Consider the following 21072-nt stretch of genomic DNA (forward strand, 5'->3'; position numbering starts at 1 on the left):
TCCTGCATTATGGATGTTGTTGTTATCTTCCCAGCACATCGGCGACGGGTTCCCTGGCGACAAAATGTCCCGGCCCCACCTGGAGTAACGGCGCGCTGGTTACCTCTTCTCCCCGCTTATAGATATTGCCCGGCAGCTCATCAGAGAGCAGCACGCGCTGCGGATGACGATGCGTCGGGTCGGCGACCGGAACGGCGGCCATCAGTTTGCGGGTATAAGGATGCTGTGGGTCTTCAAATACGGCACGCCGTGGGCCAATCTCCACGATGCGACCACGATACATCACCGCCACGCGGTGGCTGATGCGTTCAACGACCGCCATATCATGCGAAATAAACAGAAAGGCGATGCCCATTTCGCGCTGTAAATCGAGCATCAGATTAATAATCTGCGCGCGGATCGAGACATCAAGCGCCGAGACCGACTCATCGGCAATCACTACTTTTGGATTGAGCGCCAGGGCGCGGGCGATGCAGATGCGCTGGCGCTGGCCGCCGGAAAACTCATGTGGGTAGCGCCAGGCGTGTTCGGGCAGCAGGCCGACGCGCTCCAGCAGCCAGCCGACGCGTTCGCGCGCCGCATCGCCCTCCAGCATACCGTGGATGCGCAGCGGCTCCATAATCGAATAGCCGACCGTTTGTCGCGGGTCGAGCGACGCATACGGATCCTGAAAAATAAACTGAATATCGCGGCGCAGCGCCTGCAGCTTGCTGTTGGCGAGCGTATCGATGCGCTCGCCGTTAAACGTGATGGTCCCGCCCTGCGTCGCGACCAGCCGCAACAGGGCGCGACCGGTGGTTGATTTCCCGCAGCCGGATTCGCCGACCAGCGACAGGGTCTCCCCCGGCCACAGGTCAAAGCTGACTTTTTCCACCGCGTGCACTTCGCGGGTGATGCGATTCAGAATGCCGCTGCGCAGCGGGAAACGCGCCACCAGGTCACGCACTTTCAGAATCGGCTCCCCGGCGACGACGGTATTCTGCTCGCCCTCGTCAGGCGCGGTTTGCTGTAATAACGGGAAATGACGCGGGAGATCGCTGCCGCGCATCGAACCTAAACGCGGCACCGCGGCCAGCAGCGCCTGGGTATAAGGGTGCTGCGGCGCGCGGAAGATCTCCGTCACCGCCCCGCACTCCACCGCTTCTCCGCGGTACATCACCAGCACCCGATCGGCGATATCGGCAACCACGCCCATATCGTGCGTAATAAAAATCACCCCCATCGCCATCTCTTTTTGCAGCACGGCAATCAGCTGGAGGATCTGCGCCTGGATCGTCACATCCAGCGCGGTGGTCGGCTCATCGGCGATCAGCACCGCCGGTCGGCACGACAGCGCCATGGCGATCATTACCCGCTGGCGCATCCCGCCGGAGAGCTGATGCGGATAGCGCGAGAGCATCGCTTGCGCTTCGGGAATACGCACCTGGTCGAGCATTTTTTTCGCTTCGCGCAGCGCCTCTTCATGCCCCAGCCCCTGATGCAGACGGATAGACTCGGCAATCTGTTCGCCGATGGTAAACACCGGGTTCAGTGAGGTCATCGGCTCCTGAAAAATCATCGCCATATCGGCCCCGCGCACGCTGCGCATCCCGGCGGCGGACTGCTCGCTCAAGGCCAGCACCTGGCCGTTGCGGCGGCGCAGCCACAGCCCCTCGCTGCTGACCTGGCTTGCCGCCTGATCGAGCAGACGCATCAGCGCCAGCGCGGTCACCGACTTACCCGAGCCGGACTCCCCGACGATGGCTAACGTCTCGCCGCGCCGCAGGGTAAACGAGAGATGACGCACCGCCGAAAAGGTCTGCTGCTCCTGGCTAAACGCCACGTTCAGATCGCGCACCACCAGCACATCGCTGGCATCGATTTCTTGACTCTGCGGCAACGTCCTTCCCCTTATTCCCGATAAATACCAATCGTAGGCGTATCGCCCGCATAGCACCACGCCCGATACATGCCTTCGCTGTTAAACGGCAGCACCACGTTACCTTCCCGGTCGATCGCAATCAGCCCGCCGCTGCCGCCCAGCGCCGGCAGTTTTTCCATGACCACGCGTTCGCAGGCGTCGTACAGACTCAGGTTGCCATACTCCATCAACGCGGCAATATCGTAGGCCGCCAGCGTACGCATAAAGACTTCGCCGGTACCGGTACAGGAGACCGCCACGCTGGCGTTATTGGCGTAACAACCGGCCCCGGGCAGCGGACTGTCGCCAACGCGGCCGGGGAGTTTATTGGTCATCCCCCCGGTAGAGGTCGCGGCAGCCAGATTACCGGCCAAATCCAGCGCCACCGCGCCGACGGTACCCATTTTCTGGCGCTCGTCCAGCGGGGCGAGGTGGTGATCGAGGACAATCTCGTCATCCGACTGCGCCTGCTGCAGCTGCAGTAAACGTTCGGTGGTTGAAAACAGCGTGTTTGCCACCCGTTCCATGCCGTGAGAGGCGGCAAAATCCTCTGCCCCTTCGCCAATCAGCAGCACATGCGGACTCTGCTCAAGTACCAGACGCGCGGCCAGCACCGGGTTACGTAGATGTTTAATCCCGGCGACCGCCCCGGCGTGGAGACTGTTGCCGTCCATAATGCAGGCATCCAGCTCATGCGTCGCATCGCGGGTGAATACCGAACCGATACCCGCATTAAATAGCGGGCACTCTTCCAGCAGGCGCACCGCTTCGGTCACCGTATTCAGCGCGCTGGCTCCCGCCGCCAGCATTTTCTGCCCGCTGTCGACAATCGCCGACAGCGCCGCCACGTACTGACGTTCGCGTTCTGGCGTCAGCTGCGCGCGCGTGATGGCCCCCGCCCCGCCATGAATTGCTATTACCGCCTTGCCCATTCAGCGATCCTTAAACGATAAAGTGCCTCTACACGGCATCCTGTGAACGGCCGCCTGCGACGCAACAAACACCCGCACCATCCCGGGGTGATGTTGCTGTCGCTTCGACGCGCTCTGAATGATTTTGTGTATAAATATCATTATCGTGCTTACTGTCCTATACAATTTTTGAATATAGAAAGCGCGCGCGGTGATGTAAAGCCTGTTCCGGAGGGCATATAGCCGCCGGCGCTTTTCTGCCATAATAGGCGTTTTGATGTTTTGCCCGCAGGAGCAACCCATGGATTTTACCGCCGGACTGATGCCGCTCGACACCGCCCTGACTCAGATGCTCAACCGTATAACGCCGCTGAATGCGGTGGAAACCGTACCGCTGTTGCAGGCCTTTTCGCGCGTGACCGCCCATGATCTCGTTTCGCCGCTGGACGTTCCGGGCTTTGATAACTCGGCGATGGATGGCTATGCCGTACGTCTGGCCGATCTCGCCGATGGCGCCGCTCTGCCGGTCGCGGGTAAAGCGTTCGCCGGTCAGCCGTTCCATGGCGCCTGGCCCGCGGGAAGCTGTCTGCGTATTATGACCGGCGCGCCGGTCCCAGCGGACTGCGATGCGGTGGTGATGCAGGAAGAGACCGAACAAACCGCGGACGGCATTCGCTTCATTGCCCCGGTCAAAGCCGGGCAAAACGTTCGCCGCCGTGGTGAGGATATCGCCAGGGGAGCGGTGGTCTTCCCGGCGGGGACCCGTTTAACCGTCGCCGAGCTGCCGGTTCTGGCGTCGCTGGGGATTGCCCAGGTCGAAGTGGTTCGTCAGGTCCGGGTGGCGGTCTTCTCCACCGGCGACGAGCTGCAGCTGCCGGGCCAGCCGCTGGGCGACGGGCAAATCTACGATACCAACCGCCTTGCCGTGCACCTGATGCTTCAGCAGCTGGGCTGCGAAGTCATCAACCTCGGCATTATTCCTGACGATCCGCAAAAGCTACGGGAGGTCTTTATCAAGGCCGACCAGCAGGCTGACGTGGTGATCAGCTCCGGCGGCGTCTCCGTCGGGGAAGCGGACTACACCAAAGATATTCTCGACGAGCTGGGTGAAATCGGCTTCTGGAAGCTGGCCATCAAGCCGGGTAAACCTTTTGCCTTCGGTAAGCTGAACAGCAGCTGGTTCTGCGGCCTGCCGGGGAACCCGGTCTCCGCAACTCTCACCTTCTACCAGCTGGTGCAGCCGCTGCTGGCGAAACTGAGCGGTAATACCGCGCAGGCCCAGCCGATGCGCCTGCGGGTTCGCGCCGCCGCACGCCTGAAAAAATCGCCGGGGCGCCTCGACTTCCAGCGCGGCATCCTGCAACGCAATCCGGACGGTGAACTGGTGGTCGAATCCACCGGCCATCAGGGGTCGCACATTTTCAGCTCCTTCAGCCTCGGCAACTGCTTTATCGTCCTCGAACGCGAACGCGGTCATGTCGAAGCGGGCGAATGGGTTGAAGTCGAGCCCTTCAACCATCTGTTCGGGGGGCTGTAATGGGCGTGGAGCTGAGCGATGAGGAGATGCTGCGCTACAACCGGCAAATCATCCTCCGCGGTTTTGATTTTGACGGTCAGGAGCAGCTGAAAGCCGCCCGGGTGCTGGTGGTCGGACTCGGCGGGCTCGGCTGTGCCGCCGCGCAGTATCTGGCGGCGGCAGGCGTCGGGCAGCTGACGCTGCTGGATTTTGATAGCGTGTCACTCTCCAATTTGCAGCGCCAGACCCTGCACAGCGATGCGACTCTCGGCCAGCCGAAAGTCGACTCCGCCCGCGAGGCGCTGGCGCGGATCAATCCCCATGTTCAGCTCACGCCGCTTAACGCTCTGCTGGAAGGGCCGGCGCTGTGGGCGCAAATCGCCGCCCATGATCTGGTGCTTGACTGTACCGATAACGTCGCCATCCGCAACCAGCTTAACGCCGGCTGCTTTCAGCACCGCACGCCGCTGGTTTCCGGCGCGGCTATTCGTATGGAAGGCCAGATCAGCGTCTTCACCTGGCAGGAGGGTGAGCCGTGCTATCGCTGCCTGAGCCGTCTGTTTGGCGATAACGCCCTTACCTGCGTTGAGGCCGGTGTGATGGCCCCGCTGGTGGGGATCATCGGCGCCCTGCAGGCGATGGAAGCCATCAAGGTTCTCACCCACTACGGCACGCCCGCGGCGGGGAAAATCGTGATCTATGATGCGATGACCTGCCAGTTCCGAGAAATGAGACTGCCGCGCAATCCGCAGTGCGAGGTGTGCGCAAGCCGCTAACCTGCCACTGCCTTCCGGCGGCGGCGGTCGCCGGCTAATCTGTGACCTGCAACACCTTTCCCGTTCTTTGCCAGCTTCTCCGCCATGCTTGTTGATTTGCATCAATATAACTTTCATTCGAAAGTTATTTAATCTTCATATGCAAAGAGAGAGCTCATCATGATCTTCAATATTCAGCGCTATTCCACCCATGACGGCCCAGGGATCCGCACCGTGGTGTTCCTTAAAGGCTGCTCGTTGGGCTGCCGCTGGTGCCAGAACCCGGAAAGCCGCGCCCGTACGGCGGACCTGCTGTATGACGCCCGTTTGTGCCTCGACGGTTGCGACCTGTGCCAGCAGGCGGCGCCGGAGGTGATAACCCGCAAGCTGGATGGCCTGATTATCCATCGTGAAAAGCTCACCGATGACCACTATGCGCGGCTGCGCGAATGCTGCCCGACTACCGCGCTCACCGTCTGTGGCGAAGAGAAAAGCGTGGACGAGATTATGACCGCAGTGCTACGCGATAAGCCCTTTTACGATCGCAGCGGCGGCGGGATCACTCTCTCCGGCGGCGAACCCTTTATGAGCCCTGAACTGGCGCTGCCGCTGTTGCGAAAAAGCCATGAGGCCGGGATCCATACCGCCGTCGAAACGTGCCTGCACGTACCGTGGAAGTATGTGGCCCCCTCTTTGCCGTGGATCGATCTGTTCCTCGCCGATCTCAAGCATGTGAATGAGGCCATTTTCAATACGTGGACCGACGGCAGCGCCCGCCGGGTGCTGGATAACCTGCAGCGCGTCGCGCAGGCCGGGAAGAAAATCATCATCCGCGTCCCGCTCATTCCGGGCTTTAACGCCGATGAAGCCGCGATTACCGCCATAACCGATTTTGCCGCCGACCGCCTGCAGGTCGGAGAGATTCATTTCCTGCCGTACCACACGCTGGGAATGAACAAATACCAGTTACTCAGTCAGCCCTATACCGCTCCGGACAAACCGCTTGCTGCCCCCGAGCTGCTCGCCTTCGCGCAGCACTATGCTCAGAGCAAAGGTTTAACGGCTACTTTACGAGGATAAACTCATGACCACTCTGAAACTGGATACGCTGAGCGCCCGCATTCAGGCGCACAAAATGGCGCTGGTGCATATTGTTAAGCCGCCGGTATGCACCGAACGCGCGCAGCATTACACCACCGCTTATCAGCAGCATCTGGATAAGCCGCTCCCGGTACGTCGCGCGCTGGCGCTGGCCCATCACCTGGCGGAGCGCACCATCTGGATCAAGCACGACGAGCTGATCGTCGGCAACCAGGCGAGCGAAGTCCGCGCGGCGCCGATCTTCCCGGAATATACCGTCAGCTGGATAGAAAAAGAGATCGATGACCTCGCCGATCGCCCGGGCGCGGGCTTCGCGGTCAGCGAAGAGAACAAGCGCGTTCTGCATGAAATCTGCCCGTGGTGGCGCGGACAAACCGTCCAGGACCGCTGCTACGGGATGTTCAGCGATGAGCAAAAAGCGCTGCTGGCGACCGGGATTATCAAAGCCGAAGGCAACATGACCTCCGGCGACGCTCATCTGGCGGTTAACTATCCCCTGCTGCTGGAAAAAGGTCTCGATGGCCTGCGCGCTAAAGTCGCCGAGCGCCGCTCGCGGATTAACCTCACCGTGCTGGCAGATTTACACGGCGAACAGTTCCTGAAAGCGATGGATATCGTTCTGGCAGCGGTGAGCGAACATTGCCAACGCTTTGCCGCGCTGGCCCGGACGATGGCCGCCGCAGAAACGCGCGAAGCCCGTCGCGACGAGCTGCTGGCCATCGCCGAAAACTGCGCCATTATCGCCCATGAACCGCCAAAAACCTTCTGGCAGGCGCTGCAGCTGTGCTATTTCATCCAGCTGATCCTGCAAATCGAATCCAACGGCCACTCGGTCTCCTTCGGCCGAATGGACCAGTATCTGTACCCGTACTATCGCCGCGACGTCGAACTGCAGCACTCTCTGGAACGTGAGCAGGCGATTGAAATGCTGCATAGCTGCTGGCTGAAGCTGCTGGAAGTGAACAAAATCCGCTCCGGCTCGCACTCCAAAGCCTCTGCGGGCAGCCCGCTGTACCAGAACGTCACCATCGGCGGACAGAATCTGGTCGACGGCAAGCCGCAGGACGCGGTGAACCCGCTCTCCTACGCGATCCTCGAATCCTGCGGCCGCCTGCGTTCCACCCAGCCCAACCTCAGCGTGCGTTACCATGCCGGGATGAGCAATGACTTCCTCGATGCCTGCGTGCAGGTGATCCGCTGCGGTTTCGGCATGCCGGCGTTCAATAACGACGAAATCGTTATTCCGGAATTCATCAAGCTCGGCATTGAGCCGCAGGACGCTTACGACTACGCCGCCATTGGCTGCATCGAAACCGCCGTCGGCGGCAAGTGGGGCTATCGCTGTACCGGGATGAGCTTTATTAACTTCGCCCGGGTGATGCTGGCCACTCTCGAAGGCGGCCGCGATGCCACCAGCGGCCAGGTGTTTCTGCCGCAGGAGCGCGCGCTGTCGAAAGGCAACTTCGCCAGCTTCGACCAGGTGCTGGAGGACTGGGACAGGCAGATTCGCTACTACACGCGCAAATCTATCGAGATCGAGTACGTGGTCGATACCATGCTGGAAGAGAACGTCCACGACATTCTGTGCTCGGCGCTGGTGGATGATTGTATCGAGCGGGCGAAGAGCATTAAGCAGGGCGGGGCGAAATACGACTGGGTATCCGGTTTGCAGGTCGGTATCGCCAACCTCGGCAACAGCTTAGTGGCGGTGAAAAAACTGGTGTTTGAGCAGGGCGCGATCGGTCAGCAGCAGCTGGCGCAAGCCCTGGCGGAGGACTTCGCCGGACTGACCCACGAACAGCTGCGCCAACGCCTCATTAACGGCGCGCCGAAGTACGGCAACGATGATGACAGCGTGGATATTCTGCTGGCGCGCGCGTATCAGACCTATATCGATGAGCTGAAGCAATATCATAACCCGCGCTACGGCCGCGGCCCGATTGGCGGTAACTACTACGCCGGGACCTCTTCCATCTCGGCAAACGTACCGTTTGGCGCGCAGACGATGGCCACCCCGGATGGGCGCAAAGCGCACTCCCCGCTGGCGGAAGGGGCAAGCCCGGCGTCAGGGACTGACCACCTCGGGCCCACCGCGGTGATCGGCTCCGTCGGTAAACTCCCCACCGGGTCGATTCTCGGCGGCGTACTGCTGAATCAGAAGCTCAATCCGGCGACGCTGGAGAACGAGTCCGATAAACAGAAGCTGATGGTGCTGCTGCGCACCTTCTTCGAGGTGCATAAAGGCTGGCATATCCAGTACAACATCGTCTCGCGCGAAACGCTGCTGGAAGCGAAGAAACACCCTGACCAGTATCGCGACTTAGTGGTCCGCGTCGCCGGCTATTCGGCCTTCTTCACCGCCCTGTCGCCGGATGCCCAGGACGATATCATCGCCCGCACCGAGCATACGCTGTAAGTAAAAGCCCCGGCTGGCGCTGCGCTGAGCCGGGCTACGGATTCACGGCCATTTGCTGGCTGGTAGCCCGGGTCAGACGTTAGCGCCGCAACCCGGAGACGAGTTCATCGCCCATACCAGGCCTACGCTGTAAGTAAAAGCCCCGGCTGGCGCTGCGCTGAGCCGGGCTACGGATTCACGGCCATTTGCGCGCCGTGGTAGCCCGGGTCAGGCGTTAGCGCCGCAACCCGGAGACGAGTTCATCGCCCGTACCAGGCCTACGCTGTAAGTAAAAGCCCCGGCTGGCGCTGCGCTGAGCCGGGCTACGGATTCACGGCCATCTGCGCGCCGTGGTAGCCCGGGTCAGGCGTTAGCGCCGCAACCCGGAGACGAGTTCATCGCCCGTACCAGGCCTACGCTGTAAGTAAAAGCCCCGGCTGGCGCTGCGCTGAGCCGGGCTACGGATTCACGGCCATTTGCGCGCCGTGGTAGCCCGGGTCAGGCGTTAGCGCCGCAACCCGGGAATTTTCTCCCGTACATTGTCAGCCGCTAGCGGAGTCAACCCACCTATCTGGAGCGCAACGAGGCGGATGAAGTTTCATTCGAAATAAATTTGTGCTTTGGGTCACATTGTAATTAGAATGTTACTGGTCGCAGTTAAGCCAGGAGCACAGGTATGACCGTTAAAGTTATCGTCACTGATATGGACGGAACTTTTCTCAATGACGCCAAGCAGTATGACCGCCCGCGTTTTCTTGCGCAGTTCGCGCAACTTCAGCAGCAAGGTATTGAATTCGTTGTCGCCAGCGGCAACCAGTACTACCAGCTGATCTCCTTTTTCCCTGAAATCCGACAGCAGATCTCTTTCGTCGCCGAGAACGGGGCGCTGGTGTATGAGCACGGCAAGCAGCTGTTTCACGGCGAGCTGACGCGCCACGAATCCCAGGTGGTCATTGGCGAGCTGCTGAAAGATAGCCAGCTGAACTTTGTCGCCTGCGGCCTGCAGAGCGCCTACGTCAGCGATAAAGCCCCCGATGCGTTTGTCGCCCTGATGGCAAAACACTATCACCGCCTGCAGCGCATCAGCGATTATCAGCAAATCGACGACACCCTGTTTAAGTTTTCGCTCAATCTGCCGGATAGCGAGATCCCGCAGCTGATCGATAAACTGCACGTTGCGCTGGATGGCATCATGAAGCCGGTGACCAGCGGTTTCGGCTTCGTCGATTTAATCATTCCCGGCCTGCATAAAGCGAACGGCATCAGTCGCCTGCTGAAACGCTGGCACGTCTCGCCGCAGGAGTGCGTCGCCATTGGCGACAGCGGCAACGACGCGGAAATGCTCAAGCTGGTGAAATACTCATTCGCCATGGGCAATGCCGCCGAAAGCATCAAAACTATCTCGCAGTATGCGACCGATGACAATAATCACCACGGCGCGCTAAAGGTCATTCAGGCCGTTCTGGATAACGCCTCCCCCTTCGACGTCTGATCGCTCAGCGGGGCCTTCCGCCCCGGTTTTTTCCATTTTGTGCACTCCCTTTAATTTTTAAACTTGCATTAACTTAAATTTAACTTAAATTAACGTTTGTAAGATTTAATACTTTCGAATGAAAGATGAGTGAGGTCACCATGGCTGCTATCTATACCCACGAAACATTACCTGCCGACCACAAAGCGGCAATTCGACAAATGAAACAGCATCTGCGCGGGCAAATCGGCGATGTGCAGGCGGTGTTCGATAAGCTAACGGCGCGGATTAGCGCGCGTCTGGCAGAGATCGAGGCGCTGAAGGCCCGCGGCGAAGAGGTCTGGCCGGTGATCCCATTTAGCGATATTGCCCAGGGTAAGGTCAGCCCCGCCCAGCGCGAAGCCATCAAGCGTCGCGGCTGCGCGGTGATCAAAGGTCATTTTTCACGCGAGCGCGCGCTGGCCTGGGATAACGCAATGCTGGAGTATCTCGACCACAACCATTTCGATGACGTTTACAAAGGCCCCGGCGATACCTTCTTCGGCTCACTCGACGCCTCACGCCCGGAAATTTACCCGATTTACTGGTCCCAGGCGCAGATGCAGGCGCGGCAGAGCGATGAAATGGCGGCCGTGCAATCGTTCCTCAACCGCCTGTGGACCTTTAACCATGACGGCAAACAGTGGTTCGATCCTGACGTCAGCGTCATTTACCCGGACCGTATTCGCCGCCGCCCGCCGGGCACCACCTCAAAAGGGCTGGGCGCGCACACCGATTCCGGAGCGCTGGAGCGCTGGCTGCTGCCGGCCTACCAACGCGTCTTTGCCAACGTTTTTAACGGCAATATTGAAGCCTACGACCCGTGGGATGCGGCGCACCGCACCGAAGTGGAAGAGTATACCGTCGACAACACCACCAAATGTTCCGTCTTCCGTACCTTCCAGGGCTGGACCGCACTCTCGGATATGATTCCGGGTCAGGGACTGCTGCACGTGGTGCCGATTCCGGAAGCGATGGCCTATGTCCTGCTGCGGCCGCTGCTTGACGACGTGCCGGAAGACGAGCTGTGCGGCGTGGCGCCGGGCAAAGTGCTGCCGATTTCACAGAAATGGCACCCGCTGCTGATGAAAGCGCTGAGCTCGATTCCGGCGCTCAACGCCGGCGATTCGGTATGGTGGCACTGCGATGTGATTCACTCGGTTGCCCCGGTTGAAAACCAGCAGGGCTGGGGCAACGTGATGTATATCCCCGCCGCGCCGATGTGCGAGAAAAACCTCGCCTACGCGCAGAAGGTCAAACTGGCGCTGGAAAAAGGCGCTTCGCCGGGTGACTTCCCGCGTGAAGACTACGAGGCCGACTGGCAGGAACGTTTTACCCTGGACGATCTCAACGTTCACGGTAAACGGGCGCTGGGTATCCCCGTTTAGTCGTCATAGAGCCCGGCCTGCACTACGGCGGTATGGCGGTTATCCGGCCGTATCCGCCGTACCGAGTCACGCACCGCCAGCGTACCGTGCAGCAGCAGTGAACCCCGCGGCGCATCCGGACGGAGCAGCCGCTGCTGCAGCATATGGACCGCTTCGGTACCCAGCTCATCGCGTGGGACGTGTACCGCGGTGAGCGGCACATCCTGGATCGCCGCCAGATTAAAGCCATCGATACTCATCACCGATATATCCTGCGGCACCCGCAGGCCGCGCTTTTGCAATGCGCTGACGGTGCCGGCGACCATAAAATCGCCGCCCACCAGAAATGCCGTCGGCAGCGGTTTCCCCGCCTGCGCATCGAGCCATTCCCCTACCCGCTCTTCCGTCTCCCTGGCGCTGAAGCTGGCGACGGTAAGCAGATCCCGCCCGTCGCTAAACCGCAGATTCCGCGCGCGCCAGGCCTCCTTGATGCCCACCAGCCGCAGCTCCATGGTGTAGCGCCGCAGGCACATCACGTTCAGCACCGCCCGATGCCCCATATCAAACAGATACTGCGCGGCAAACTGGCCGATCAGCCGGTGATCCGGCGCAATCGACGGCAGGCGCATTCCCTCATCGCGGCAGTTGATCAGTACGCAGGGTTTCGCCAGGTCCGCCGCCAGATCGTGAATATGCGGATCGTCAATACCGAGCAGGACGGCCGCCTCGGTTTCCGGCTCATTCATGCGCGCCAGAAACAGGTTGGCATCGCTGTCGTTCTCTTCCAGCGCACAGGTACGCAGGCGCACCTCATGCGCCGCCAGCGCGTGATGAATGCTCTGGATAACCCGGTAGTAATAGATATCGGAACGCTCGTCGAACGCCCGCTGCGGCGCAAACACCACCAGGCTATTGAGCAGCATGCGTCCGGCGGCGATGCCATCCATCACCCCCATTTCGCGCGCGCAGGTCAGCACGGTCTGGCGCGCCTTCTCGCTGGTGTTCGCTTTTCCGGCCAGCACCCTGGAAACCGTACTCGCCGACATCCCCGTCCGGGCGGCGATTTCGGCGATTTTTAGCTTTTTATCCATTTTGTGATCCAGCTCCATTTTGCAAATGAAAGAATTTTCACCAACTGAAAACCCAGTTTATCAAGCCACCGTTGGCATCTTCCGTGAGCATTCCGCCATCTTATGAAAAAGCTTTCATAAATAACGCTACTGTCGGCTAATTTTCTATCTTAACCTCAATTGGTCCGATAGCTTCCGCTAAAAACCCTCGGACCACCAAACAAATAAAACAATATTATTCAACATATTAAAAAAACAGGTATGACAACTTACGGATTGAGACGGTCATTTCCCCCTACACAAAAAATCTTGTGGAGCGTTCTATGAGCCAAGGCCTCAACAACGATATGGCAGTCAGCAAAGCCCGCCGGGTGGTAAAAAACTTACGCTGGTGGATGCTGATCCTTTTCTTACTCGGCGTCACCGTTAACTACATTACCCGCAACTCTCTGGGGATTATCGCCCCGGAACTGAAATCCACCCTCGGCATCACCACCGAACAGTACTCATGGATCGTCGGCGCGTTTCAGCTCGCCTACACCCTCTTCCAGCCGCTGTGCGGCTGGCTTATCGACGTGATCGGCCTGAAGCTCGGCTTTATGATTTGCGCCACGCTGTGGGCGATCGCCTGTATCGCTCACGCCGGCGCCGGTAGCTGGCTGCACCTGGCGATCCTGCGCTTTTTTATGGGTGGGGCAGAAGCCGCCGCCACGCCGGCCAACGCCAAAACCATCGGCGAATGGTTCCCGAAATCTGAACGGCCGATTGCCGCCGGTTGGGCCGGGGTCGGCTTCTCCATCGGCGCCATGCTGGCGCCGCCGATTATCTATTTCGCCCACGCCTCTTTCGGCTGGCAGGGCGCGTTCATGTTCACCGGGGCGCTGGCGCTGCTGTGGGTGGTTCTGTGGTGGGCGTTTTACCACACCCCGGAAAAGCACCCCAACCTCGGCAAAGCAGAGCTGGAGTACATCCGCCAGGATAATGAACCGGCGGCGGTAAAACTGCCGTTCTTTACCGCGCTGAAAACCGTATCGAAAAATAAGCGCTTCTACGGTATTGCGATTCCGGCTTTTATGGCCGAACCGGCCTGGGCGGTGCTGAGCTTTTGGGTACCGCTGTACCTGGCGAAAGAGCACGGGATGGATCTCAAGCAGATCGCCATGTTCGCCTGGCTGCCGTTCCTCGCCGCCGACCTCGGCAGCGTCGCCAGCGGCTATCTGACCAGACTGTATACCCGCTGGTTCGGCTGCACGCAGATTAACTCGGTGGTCGCCAGCTCGGTGACCGGCGCATTCCTGATGATTTCGCTGGCGCTCGTCGCCATCACCCGCGACCCCTATATCACCATCATTCTGATTTCTATCGGCGGCTTCGGCCACCAGATCATCTCCTGCATGCTGAGCGCGCTGGTGGTGGCATCCTTTGATAAAGGCCAGATGGCGACCGTCAACGGCATGCGCGGTTCCGCCGCCTGGATCGCCAGCTTCCTGTTCTCGCTGCTCATCGGGGTGACCGCCGACAAGATCGGCTTCAACCCGCTATTTATCGCCATGGGGTTCTTTGACCTGATTGGCGCCATCTTCCTGGTGACTTTTATTGCTGAACGTCGCGCCAAACGCGCCTGAGAGTGGATACAAAGATGAAAACGCTTAAACACTGGACATTACACCAACAGCTTACCCACCACGTGGAGCTGACCGTCGACGGGCAACACACCCTGTGCCTGTATGTACTGGAAGAGAACCTGTTCCGCGTCCTGCTCAGGCGCAAGGGTGAGCTGGCGCTGGACCGCACCTGGAGCATTGCCCCGCAGCAGGACGTTCCGTGGGAAGGCCGTCCGCGCGACGACCTGAGCGGCTTCACCCTTCCCGCCTGGACGCTGGAACAGCAGCCGGACAGCCTGACGGTAGCCACCGGACAGCTGCGGGTGACCGTCCACCAGCCGTTGTGGCTGGAGTGGAGCTATCGCAACGACAACGGCGAGTGGCAGCCGCTGGTCAACGACCGTCCCACCAGCGCCTACCTGCTGAACGCCCACGGCGACGGCGTGGCGCACTATCTCAGCCGCCGTAAGGACGAACGGTTCTACGGCCTTGGCGAGAAGGCCGGCGACCTGCAGCGCAACGGCAGGCGCTATGAGATGCGCAACCTCGATGCGATGGGCTACAACGCCCTCAGCACCGACCCGCTGTACAAGCATGTGCCCTTTACCCTCACCCAGCGCGGCGACATCAGCTACGGCCTGTTCTACGACAACCTGAGCAGCTGCTGGCTGGACCTCGGCAATGAAATTGATAACTACCACACCGCCTATCGCCGCTGGCAGGCGGAAGCCGGCGATATCGATTACTACCTGTTTACCGGACCACGGGCGCTGGACGTCACCAAAGCATTCGTCCGTCTGACCGGTAAAACGCTGTTCGGCCCCAAATGGAGCCTCGGCTACAGCGGTTCCACCATGCACTACACCGACGCGCCGGATGCGCAAAATCAGCTGATGCATTTTATTCGTCTGTGCGAAGAGCATGCGATTCCCTGCGACTCCTTCCAGCTCTCGTCCGGCTATACCTCCATCAACGACAAGCGCTACGTCTTTAACTGGAACTATGACAAGGTGCCGCAGCCAAAAGTGATGAGCCAACGCTTCCATGACGCCGGCATCAGGCTGGCGGCCAACATTAAACCGTGTCTGTTACAGGACCATCCGCGCTATGGCGAAGTCGCGGAGCAAGGACTGTTTATCCGCGATTCGGAAACGGACGCGCCGGAACGTTCCAGCTTCTGGGACGACGAAGGGTCGCATCTCGACTTCACCAACCCGCAAACCGTCAACTGGTGGCAGGAGGGCGTCACCCGCCAGCTGCTGGAGATGGGGATCGATTCGACCTGGAACGATAACAACGAATTTGAAGTCTGGGATGGCGAAGCCCGCTGCCACGGCTTTGGTCGCGACATCGCCATCAAGCATATCCGTCCGGTCATGCCGCTGCTGATGATGCGCGCCTCAATAGAAGCCCAGCAGCGTTTTGCGCCGCAAAAACGGCCGTATCTGATCTCGCGCTCCGGCTGCGCCGGGATGCAGCGCTATGTCCAGACCTGGAGCGGCGACAACCGCACCAGCTGGGAGACCCTGCGCTACAACACCCGCATGGGGCTGGGAATGAGCTTGTCCGGTTTGTATAACGTGGGCCATGACGTTGGCGGCTTCTCCGGCGACAAACCGGATGCCGAACTGTTCGTACGCTGGGTCCAGAACGGCGTGATGCACCCGCGTTTTACGATCCACTCCTGGAACGATGATCGGACGGTGAATGAAGCATGGATGTATCCGGCCGTCACCCCCGCGATTCGCGGCGCTATTGAACTGCGCTATCGTCTGCTGCCCTACCTGTATACCCTGCTGTGGCAGGCGCATGCCGACGATGAGCCGATGCTGCGCCCGACCTTCCTCGACCACGAGCACGATCCGCAGACCTTCGCCGAGTGCGATGATTTTCTCCTCGGCCGCGATCTGCTGGTCGCCAGCGTGGTGGAGCCGGGCCAGCGTCAGCGTCGGGTGTGGCTACCGGATAATAGATCCGGCTGGTACGATTTTTATCGCGGAGAGTGGTTCTCCGGCGGGCAGTGGATCACCCTGGATGCCCCGCTGGAAAAACTGCCGCTGCTGGTCCGCGCCGGGGCCGGCCTGCCGCTCAGCGAACGCCTCGCTCATGTGGACGCGGCGAAGGACGATCGCCGCGAGCTGAGGCTGTTCCCGCTGAAAGGCGTGGGGTCATCAGAGGGCCTGCTGTTTGAGGACGACGGCGAAAGCTGGGGCTATCAACAGGACGATGCGCTGTGGCTGGAGTGGAAAATGATCTGTGACGGCAGCACCATCAGCCTGCAGATCAGCCCGCGCGGTCATTATCGCCCGGCGTGGAAGGCGCTGAAAGTGACCTTACCGGCAGGTGAAACACGCGCGCTGCTGATCAACGGTGAACGCGCCAGCGAGTGGGCCATCGGCTAAACCGGCATAAAAAACCCCGGCAGCCTGAGGCTTGCCGGGGTTCACTACGGACGATCCGCTCAGGCGCGACGCGCCGGCAGAATTACTCGATACCGCGGCTGCGCAGGTAATCTTCGTAATTGCCGGTGAAGTCGATCACTCGTTCCGGCGTAATTTCGATTACCCGGGTCGCCAGCGAGCTGACGAACTCACGGTCGTGAGAGACGAAGATCAGGGTCCCCTGATACATCTCCAGCGCCATGTTCAGCGATTCGATCGATTCCATATCCAGGTGGTTGGTCGGTTCGTCCATCACCAGAATGTTCGGTTTTTGCATCATCAGCTTACCGAACAGCATGCGACCTTTTTCACCACCGGACAGCACTTTTGCCGGCTTCTTGATATCGTCCTGGCTGAACAGCAGACGGCCCAGGATGCTGCGCACCGCCTGCTCATCATCGCCGTCCTGCTTCCACTGGCTCATCCAGTCGAAGACGGTCAGATCGTTTTCAAATTCGTATTCATGGTCCTGCGCATAGTAGCCAATCTGCGCGTTTTCAGACCATTTTACGCTACCGCTGGTGGGTTCCAGTTCGCCCACCAGGGTTTTCAGCAGGGTGGATTTACCCACGCCGTTGGTCCCCAGTACCGCCAGCTTCTCGCCGACTTCCAGCAGTAAATTAACCCCTTTGAACAGCGGGCCATTGTCGAAGCCTTTCGCCAGCGCTTCCACTTCCAGCGCGTTACGGAACAGTTTCTTATCCTGTTCGAAGCGAATGAACGGGTTCTGACGGCTGGAGGCTTTCACTTCATCCAGTTTGATTTTATCAATCTGACGGGCGCGGGAAGTCGCCTGGCGCGATTTAGAGGCGTTGGCGCTAAAGCGGCTGACGAAAGATTGCAGGTCGGCGATTTGCGCTTTTTTCTTGGCGTTATCGGCCAGCAGGCGCTCGCGAGCCTGCGTCGCCGCGGTCATGTACTCGTCGTAGTTACCGGCATAAACGCGCAGCTCGCCGTAGTCGAGATCCGCCATATGGGTGCAGACCATGTTCAGGAAGTGACGGTCGTGCGAAATAATAATCATGGTGCTGTCGCGCTCGTTCAGCACCTGCTCCAGCCAACGAATGGTATCGATGTCGAGGTTGTTGGTCGGTTCATCGAGCAGCAGAATATCCGGGTTTGAGAACAGCGCCTGCGCCAGCAGCACACGCAGCTTCCAGCCGGGAGCGACTTCGCTCATCGGGCCGTAATGCTGTTCAACCGGGATCCCCACGCCCAGCAGCAGTTCACCGGCGCGCGCTTCGGCAGAGTAGCCGTCCATCTCGCCATAGGTCACTTCCAGATCGGCCACTTTATAGCCGTCTTCTTCGCTCATTTCCGCCAGAGAATAGATGCGGTCGCGTTCCTGTTTCACTTCCCACAGCTCGCCGTGGCCCATGATGACCGTATCCAGCACGGTGAATTCTTCGAAGGCGAACTGATCCTGACGCAGTTTACCGATACGTTCGTTCGGGTCGAGAGAGACGTTGCCCAGCGTTGGCTCAAGATCGCCGCCGAGGATTTTCATAAAGGTGGATTTACCGCTACCGTTGGCGCCAATCAGGCCGTAACGGTTGCCGCCGCCAAATTTGACGGAGATGTTTTCGAACAGCGGCTTACTGCCAAACTGCATGGTGACGTTGCTGGATACTAGCACGGGGTTATCCTGAAAAAAGAGAATGAGAAGTGTGATACATCGGACATTATGCCAGCAAAGCCAACACTTTTCACGGTTTGCAATAAAATCCCGGGCCGCGCTTGTGGTACGGTCTCTCTTATATTGCGCGATTCATCTGCCTGAAACCCGTTTTTTCTCTGAATCTGGAAGGAACCTATGACCACACACTCCCGCCATCCGGCCTTCTTATCGCTGCAGGGCGGCATCAACTTTCGCGACCTTGGCGGCCTGCCCACCGCCGACGGACGACGCGTGCGCCGGGGAAAGTTACTGCGCTCCGGCGCGCTGCATATGATGTCCGACGAGGATCTTAGTCGTCTGGAGGCGATTCCGCTGACCCGGGTGCTGGATTACCGCGACCCGCACGAAGTGCAGCGCAGCCCCGACAAGCTGAATCAACGAACCCGCTATCTCAATGCCCCCGCCAACCCGCTCGCATCCCCCGTCAACGCCAAAGTGACGGAGTTTAACGCCGCGACGCTGAATGCGCTTAACGGCGAGCAGTTTATGCTGCAGCTCTATCGCCAGCTGCCGTTCAACAACCCCGCCTACCGCCAGCTTGCCGGATGGCTGATGCAGCCTTACGACGGCGCGCTGTTACAGCACTGCGCGGTGGGGAAAGACCGTACCGGCGTCGGCTGCGCGCTGACCCTGCTCGCGCTGGGCTGCGATAGCCATACGGTGATGGAGGAGTATCTCCTCACTCACGGCATGCTACACGAGGTTGAAGCCTGGTTGCTCAACACGCTCGGCAATGATCTGACCCCGCGAGGACGGCAGAACCTGGCAGAGATCATGACGGTGCATGAGTCGTATCTCTCGGCGGCGCTGGCAGCGATTAATGAACGTTACCCCAGCGTTGAGGCGTGGCTGGAACAGGAGTATCAGCTCACGCCGCAGGCGAGAGAGGCGCTGCGGGCAAGGCTTCTTGAAGGGTAGCCGCCGGTTTTTGGCATTCAACGTTTTGCCGCCCGCGGCCAGGGCGGCGAACGACACTTGAAACAACTGGCAAAAAAGTGTGATTTCGTACACATCTGATTTCCCTGTTGCCTGGAATGCACATATAATGCGCTCCTATCTACTCCCTGAATAATCTGACAAAGGCCTGTGTGGCTTTGACACTGCACACGACATGATGAATATGAAATTATCGACACTCTTAGCGGCCGCCTTCGCCATTGTGGGCTTTTGCAATACCGCATCCGCCGTCACTTATCCGCTGCCGACTGACGGTAGCCGACTGATTGGTCAGAACCAGGTCGTCACGGTTCCTGATGACAATAAACAGCCGCTGGAATATTTCGCGGCTAAATACCAGATGGGTCTGTCCAACATGCTGGAAGCGAACCCGGGTGTGGATACCTACCTGCCGAAAGGCGGTACCGTGCTGAATATCCCGCAGCAGCTGATTCTGCCGGATACCGTTCATGAAGGTATCGTTATCAACAGCGCGGAAATGCGTCTCTACTACTACCCGAAAGGCACCAATACCGTCATCGTGCTGCCGATTGGTATCGGCCAGCTGGGTAAAGATACGCCGATCAAATGGGTCACCAAAGTAGAACGTAAGAAAGCGGGCCCGACCTGGACGCCGACGGCGAAAATGCACGCCGAATATATTGCCGCAGGCAACCCGCTGCCAGCCGTTGTTCCGGCCGGCCCTGACAACCCGATGGGTCTCTACGCGCTGTATATTGGCCGCCTGTACGCTATTCACGGCACCAACGCTAACTTCGGTATTGGCCTGCGCGTCAGCCACGGCTGCGTCCGTCTGCGCAACGAAGACATTAAATTCCTGTTTGAAAATGTGCCGGTCGGTACCCGCGTCGAATTTATCGATGAGCCGGTGAAAGCCACCACTGAGCCAGACGGTAGCCGTTATGTTGAAGTCCATAACCCGCTGTCCACCACCGAAGCGCAGTTCCAGGGCGACGAAGTCGTACCGATTACGCTGACCAAAGCAGTACAGTCGGTCACCAGCCAGTCCGACGTCGATCAGAGCGTTGTGGAGCAGGCCGTTCAGAACCGTTCCGGTATGCCGGTTCGTCTGAACTGATCCTGAGCACTATGCCGAAAAAGGGCGAGGTTAACACCTCGCCCTTTTTTATTTTCGCTTCAGGTCAGCCGTTATTAACGATAACGATGCCGCCGTGATCGTAGCGGTAGTGACAGTGGGCATATTCGAGCGGCGTACCGTCCTCCAGGTAAATCACCTGCTCAACCTCCAGCACCGGATCGCTGGCGTCACATACCAGATGCTGCTGCTCCAGCTCCCCTGGCTTAATAGCGCGCACCACGCGATACGATCCCATGATCTTCAGCCCGAGGGTTTCGACATACTGGAACACCGAGCTTTCCAGATGACCTTTGTTCAGGCCGGGAACCAGATTCACCGGCATCACCGTGGCATCCAGCGACATCGGTTCGCCGTTGAGCAGCCGCAGACGCACGAAGTCATAAACCGGGGCGTCGGCATTAATCAGTAGCGAAGCCTGCTCTTTTTCACTGGGAAAACGCAGCTCAAAACGCACCACCTGGCTGCTCACCGTCCCCAGATGCGCCCAGGTTTTGGTGGCGCCAAAATAGTCGCTGCCGGGCAGATCCCACTGCGAAAGTTGAAGAAAATTTTTTCGTACGAAGGTGCCCTGCCCCTTACGGGTGTAGATCAGCCCTTCCACAATGAGCTGGCGTATCGCCTGCTGGATAGTCATCCGGCTGGTGTTAAACTCCGCCGCCAGCGCAAACTGGTCCGGTAACGGCGTGCTGGCGGGATACTGCCGGCTGATAATCCGCTTTTTAATTTCCCGCGCGATCAGAAGATACTTCGCCGCCATTGCCCGTTCCT

At 59.4% G+C, this 21072-nt stretch carries 15 protein-coding genes; 10 read left to right on the forward strand and 5 right to left on the reverse strand.

Features of this window, described 5'->3' with window-relative positions:
- Nucleotides 1-22: 22 nt before the first annotated feature.
- Both gsiA and iaaA read right to left on the reverse strand, forming a co-directional pair.
- Nucleotides 23-1879, reverse strand: a complete 1857-nt coding sequence (gene gsiA, locus EDF73_RS07345) for a glutathione ABC transporter ATP-binding protein GsiA (RefSeq protein WP_132727751.1) — start codon at nt 1877-1879, stop codon at nt 23-25.
- Nucleotides 1880-1890: 11 nt separating this feature from the next.
- Nucleotides 1891-2832, reverse strand: coding sequence for a beta-aspartyl-peptidase (gene iaaA, locus EDF73_RS07350; protein ID WP_132727754.1), 942 nt, complete (start codon nt 2830-2832; stop codon nt 1891-1893).
- Nucleotides 2833-3112: 280 nt separating this feature from the next.
- Between iaaA and moeA the strand changes: the two genes are divergently transcribed.
- From moeA to EDF73_RS07380, 6 genes are all read left to right on the forward strand, one after another.
- On the forward strand, nt 3113-4348 hold the full coding sequence (gene moeA, locus EDF73_RS07355; RefSeq protein ID WP_132727757.1) for a molybdopterin molybdotransferase MoeA: 1236 nt from the start codon (nt 3113-3115) through the stop codon (nt 4346-4348).
- Nucleotides 4348-5103 carry a molybdopterin-synthase adenylyltransferase MoeB gene (moeB, locus tag EDF73_RS07360; RefSeq protein WP_132727760.1) on the forward strand — a complete coding sequence of 252 codons (756 nt, stop codon included), beginning with the start codon at nt 4348-4350 and terminating at the stop codon, nt 5101-5103. The genes moeA and moeB overlap by 1 nt, the downstream gene beginning before the upstream one ends.
- Before the next feature lie 159 nt (nt 5104-5262).
- Nucleotides 5263-6162 carry a glycyl-radical enzyme activating protein gene (locus tag EDF73_RS07365; RefSeq protein ID WP_132727763.1) on the forward strand — a complete coding sequence of 300 codons (900 nt, stop codon included), beginning with the start codon at nt 5263-5265 and terminating at the stop codon, nt 6160-6162.
- 4 nt (nt 6163-6166) lie between these two features.
- Complete coding sequence (locus tag EDF73_RS07370) at nt 6167-8599, forward strand: formate C-acetyltransferase/glycerol dehydratase family glycyl radical enzyme (RefSeq protein WP_132727766.1); 2433 nt, start codon at nt 6167-6169, stop codon at nt 8597-8599.
- A gap of 655 nt (nt 8600-9254) precedes the next feature.
- Complete coding sequence (locus EDF73_RS07375) at nt 9255-10070, forward strand: Cof-type HAD-IIB family hydrolase (RefSeq protein ID WP_132727769.1); 816 nt, start codon at nt 9255-9257, stop codon at nt 10068-10070.
- 140 nt (nt 10071-10210) lie between these two features.
- Nucleotides 10211-11476, forward strand: a complete 1266-nt coding sequence (locus tag EDF73_RS07380; protein WP_132728133.1) for a DUF1479 domain-containing protein — start codon at nt 10211-10213, stop codon at nt 11474-11476.
- On the opposite strand, the gene EDF73_RS07385 is transcribed toward EDF73_RS07380, so the two are convergent.
- The gene (locus tag EDF73_RS07385) at nt 11473-12564 is read right to left on the reverse strand and encodes a LacI family DNA-binding transcriptional regulator (RefSeq protein ID WP_165905663.1); all 1092 of its coding nucleotides are present in this window, start codon (nt 12562-12564) and stop codon (nt 11473-11475) included. The two genes, EDF73_RS07380 and EDF73_RS07385, sit on opposite strands and share 4 nt — an antisense overlap.
- 284 nt (nt 12565-12848) lie before the next feature.
- Between EDF73_RS07385 and EDF73_RS07390 the strand changes: the two genes are divergently transcribed.
- Entirely contained in the window at nt 12849-14150 is a 1302-nt protein-coding gene (locus EDF73_RS07390; protein WP_132727775.1) for an MFS transporter, read from the forward strand.
- Nucleotides 14151-14164: 14 nt separating this feature from the next.
- Entirely contained in the window at nt 14165-16531 is a 2367-nt protein-coding gene (locus EDF73_RS07395) for a glycoside hydrolase family 31 protein (protein ID WP_132727778.1), read from the forward strand.
- Between the two features lie 82 nt (nt 16532-16613).
- Here EDF73_RS07395 and EDF73_RS07400 read toward each other — a convergent pair whose 3' ends face one another.
- A complete protein-coding gene (locus EDF73_RS07400) occupies nt 16614-18206 on the reverse strand; it encodes an ABC-F family ATPase (protein WP_132727781.1) in 1593 nt (530 codons plus the stop codon).
- A 177-nt stretch (nt 18207-18383) separates the two neighbouring features.
- Here EDF73_RS07400 and EDF73_RS07405 point away from each other — a divergent pair, with 177 nt between their 5' ends.
- Together EDF73_RS07405 and ldtB are read left to right on the forward strand one after the other, a co-directional pair.
- Nucleotides 18384-19166, forward strand: coding sequence for a tyrosine-protein phosphatase (locus EDF73_RS07405; RefSeq protein WP_132727784.1), 783 nt, complete (start codon nt 18384-18386; stop codon nt 19164-19166).
- Between the two features lie 196 nt (nt 19167-19362).
- Nucleotides 19363-20283 (forward strand): L,D-transpeptidase, encoded by a 921-nt coding sequence (ldtB, locus tag EDF73_RS07410; RefSeq protein ID WP_132728135.1) that lies wholly within the window; start codon nt 19363-19365, stop codon nt 20281-20283.
- Nucleotides 20284-20347: 64 nt separating this feature from the next.
- Here ldtB and EDF73_RS07415 read toward each other — a convergent pair whose 3' ends face one another.
- Nucleotides 20348-21061, reverse strand: coding sequence for a GntR family transcriptional regulator (locus EDF73_RS07415; RefSeq protein ID WP_132728137.1), 714 nt, complete (start codon nt 21059-21061; stop codon nt 20348-20350).
- Nucleotides 21062-21072 lie beyond the last annotated feature (11 nt).

Source organism: Klebsiella sp. BIGb0138, from assembly GCF_004342285.1.
Classification (GTDB): Bacteria; Pseudomonadota; Gammaproteobacteria; order Enterobacterales; family Enterobacteriaceae; genus Klebsiella.

Bases quoted from the DNA above. Each gene is read 5' to 3' on its own strand.
- EDF73_RS07405 (WP_132727784.1), top strand. From the start codon at position 18,384: ATGACCACACACTCCCGCCATCCGGCCTTCTTATCGCTGCAGGGCGGC.
- EDF73_RS07370 (WP_132727766.1), top strand. From the start codon at position 6,167: ATGACCACTCTGAAACTGGATACGCTGAGCGCCCGCATTCAGGCGCAC.
- EDF73_RS07385 (WP_165905663.1), bottom strand. From the start codon at position 12,564: ATGGAGCTGGATCACAAAATGGATAAAAAGCTAAAAATCGCCGAAATC.
- moeB (WP_132727760.1), top strand. From the start codon at position 4,348: ATGGGCGTGGAGCTGAGCGATGAGGAGATGCTGCGCTACAACCGGCAA.
- EDF73_RS07380 (WP_132728133.1), top strand. From the start codon at position 10,211: ATGGCTGCTATCTATACCCACGAAACATTACCTGCCGACCACAAAGCG.
- EDF73_RS07390 (WP_132727775.1), top strand. From the start codon at position 12,849: ATGAGCCAAGGCCTCAACAACGATATGGCAGTCAGCAAAGCCCGCCGG.
- iaaA (WP_132727754.1), bottom strand. From the start codon at position 2,832: ATGGGCAAGGCGGTAATAGCAATTCATGGCGGGGCGGGGGCCATCACG.
- moeA (WP_132727757.1), top strand. From the start codon at position 3,113: ATGGATTTTACCGCCGGACTGATGCCGCTCGACACCGCCCTGACTCAG.
- EDF73_RS07375 (WP_132727769.1), top strand. From the start codon at position 9,255: ATGACCGTTAAAGTTATCGTCACTGATATGGACGGAACTTTTCTCAAT.
- EDF73_RS07365 (WP_132727763.1), top strand. From the start codon at position 5,263: ATGATCTTCAATATTCAGCGCTATTCCACCCATGACGGCCCAGGGATC.
- ldtB (WP_132728135.1), top strand. From the start codon at position 19,363: ATGAATATGAAATTATCGACACTCTTAGCGGCCGCCTTCGCCATTGTG.
- EDF73_RS07415 (WP_132728137.1), bottom strand. From the start codon at position 21,061: ATGGCGGCGAAGTATCTTCTGATCGCGCGGGAAATTAAAAAGCGGATT.
- EDF73_RS07395 (WP_132727778.1), top strand. From the start codon at position 14,165: ATGAAAACGCTTAAACACTGGACATTACACCAACAGCTTACCCACCAC.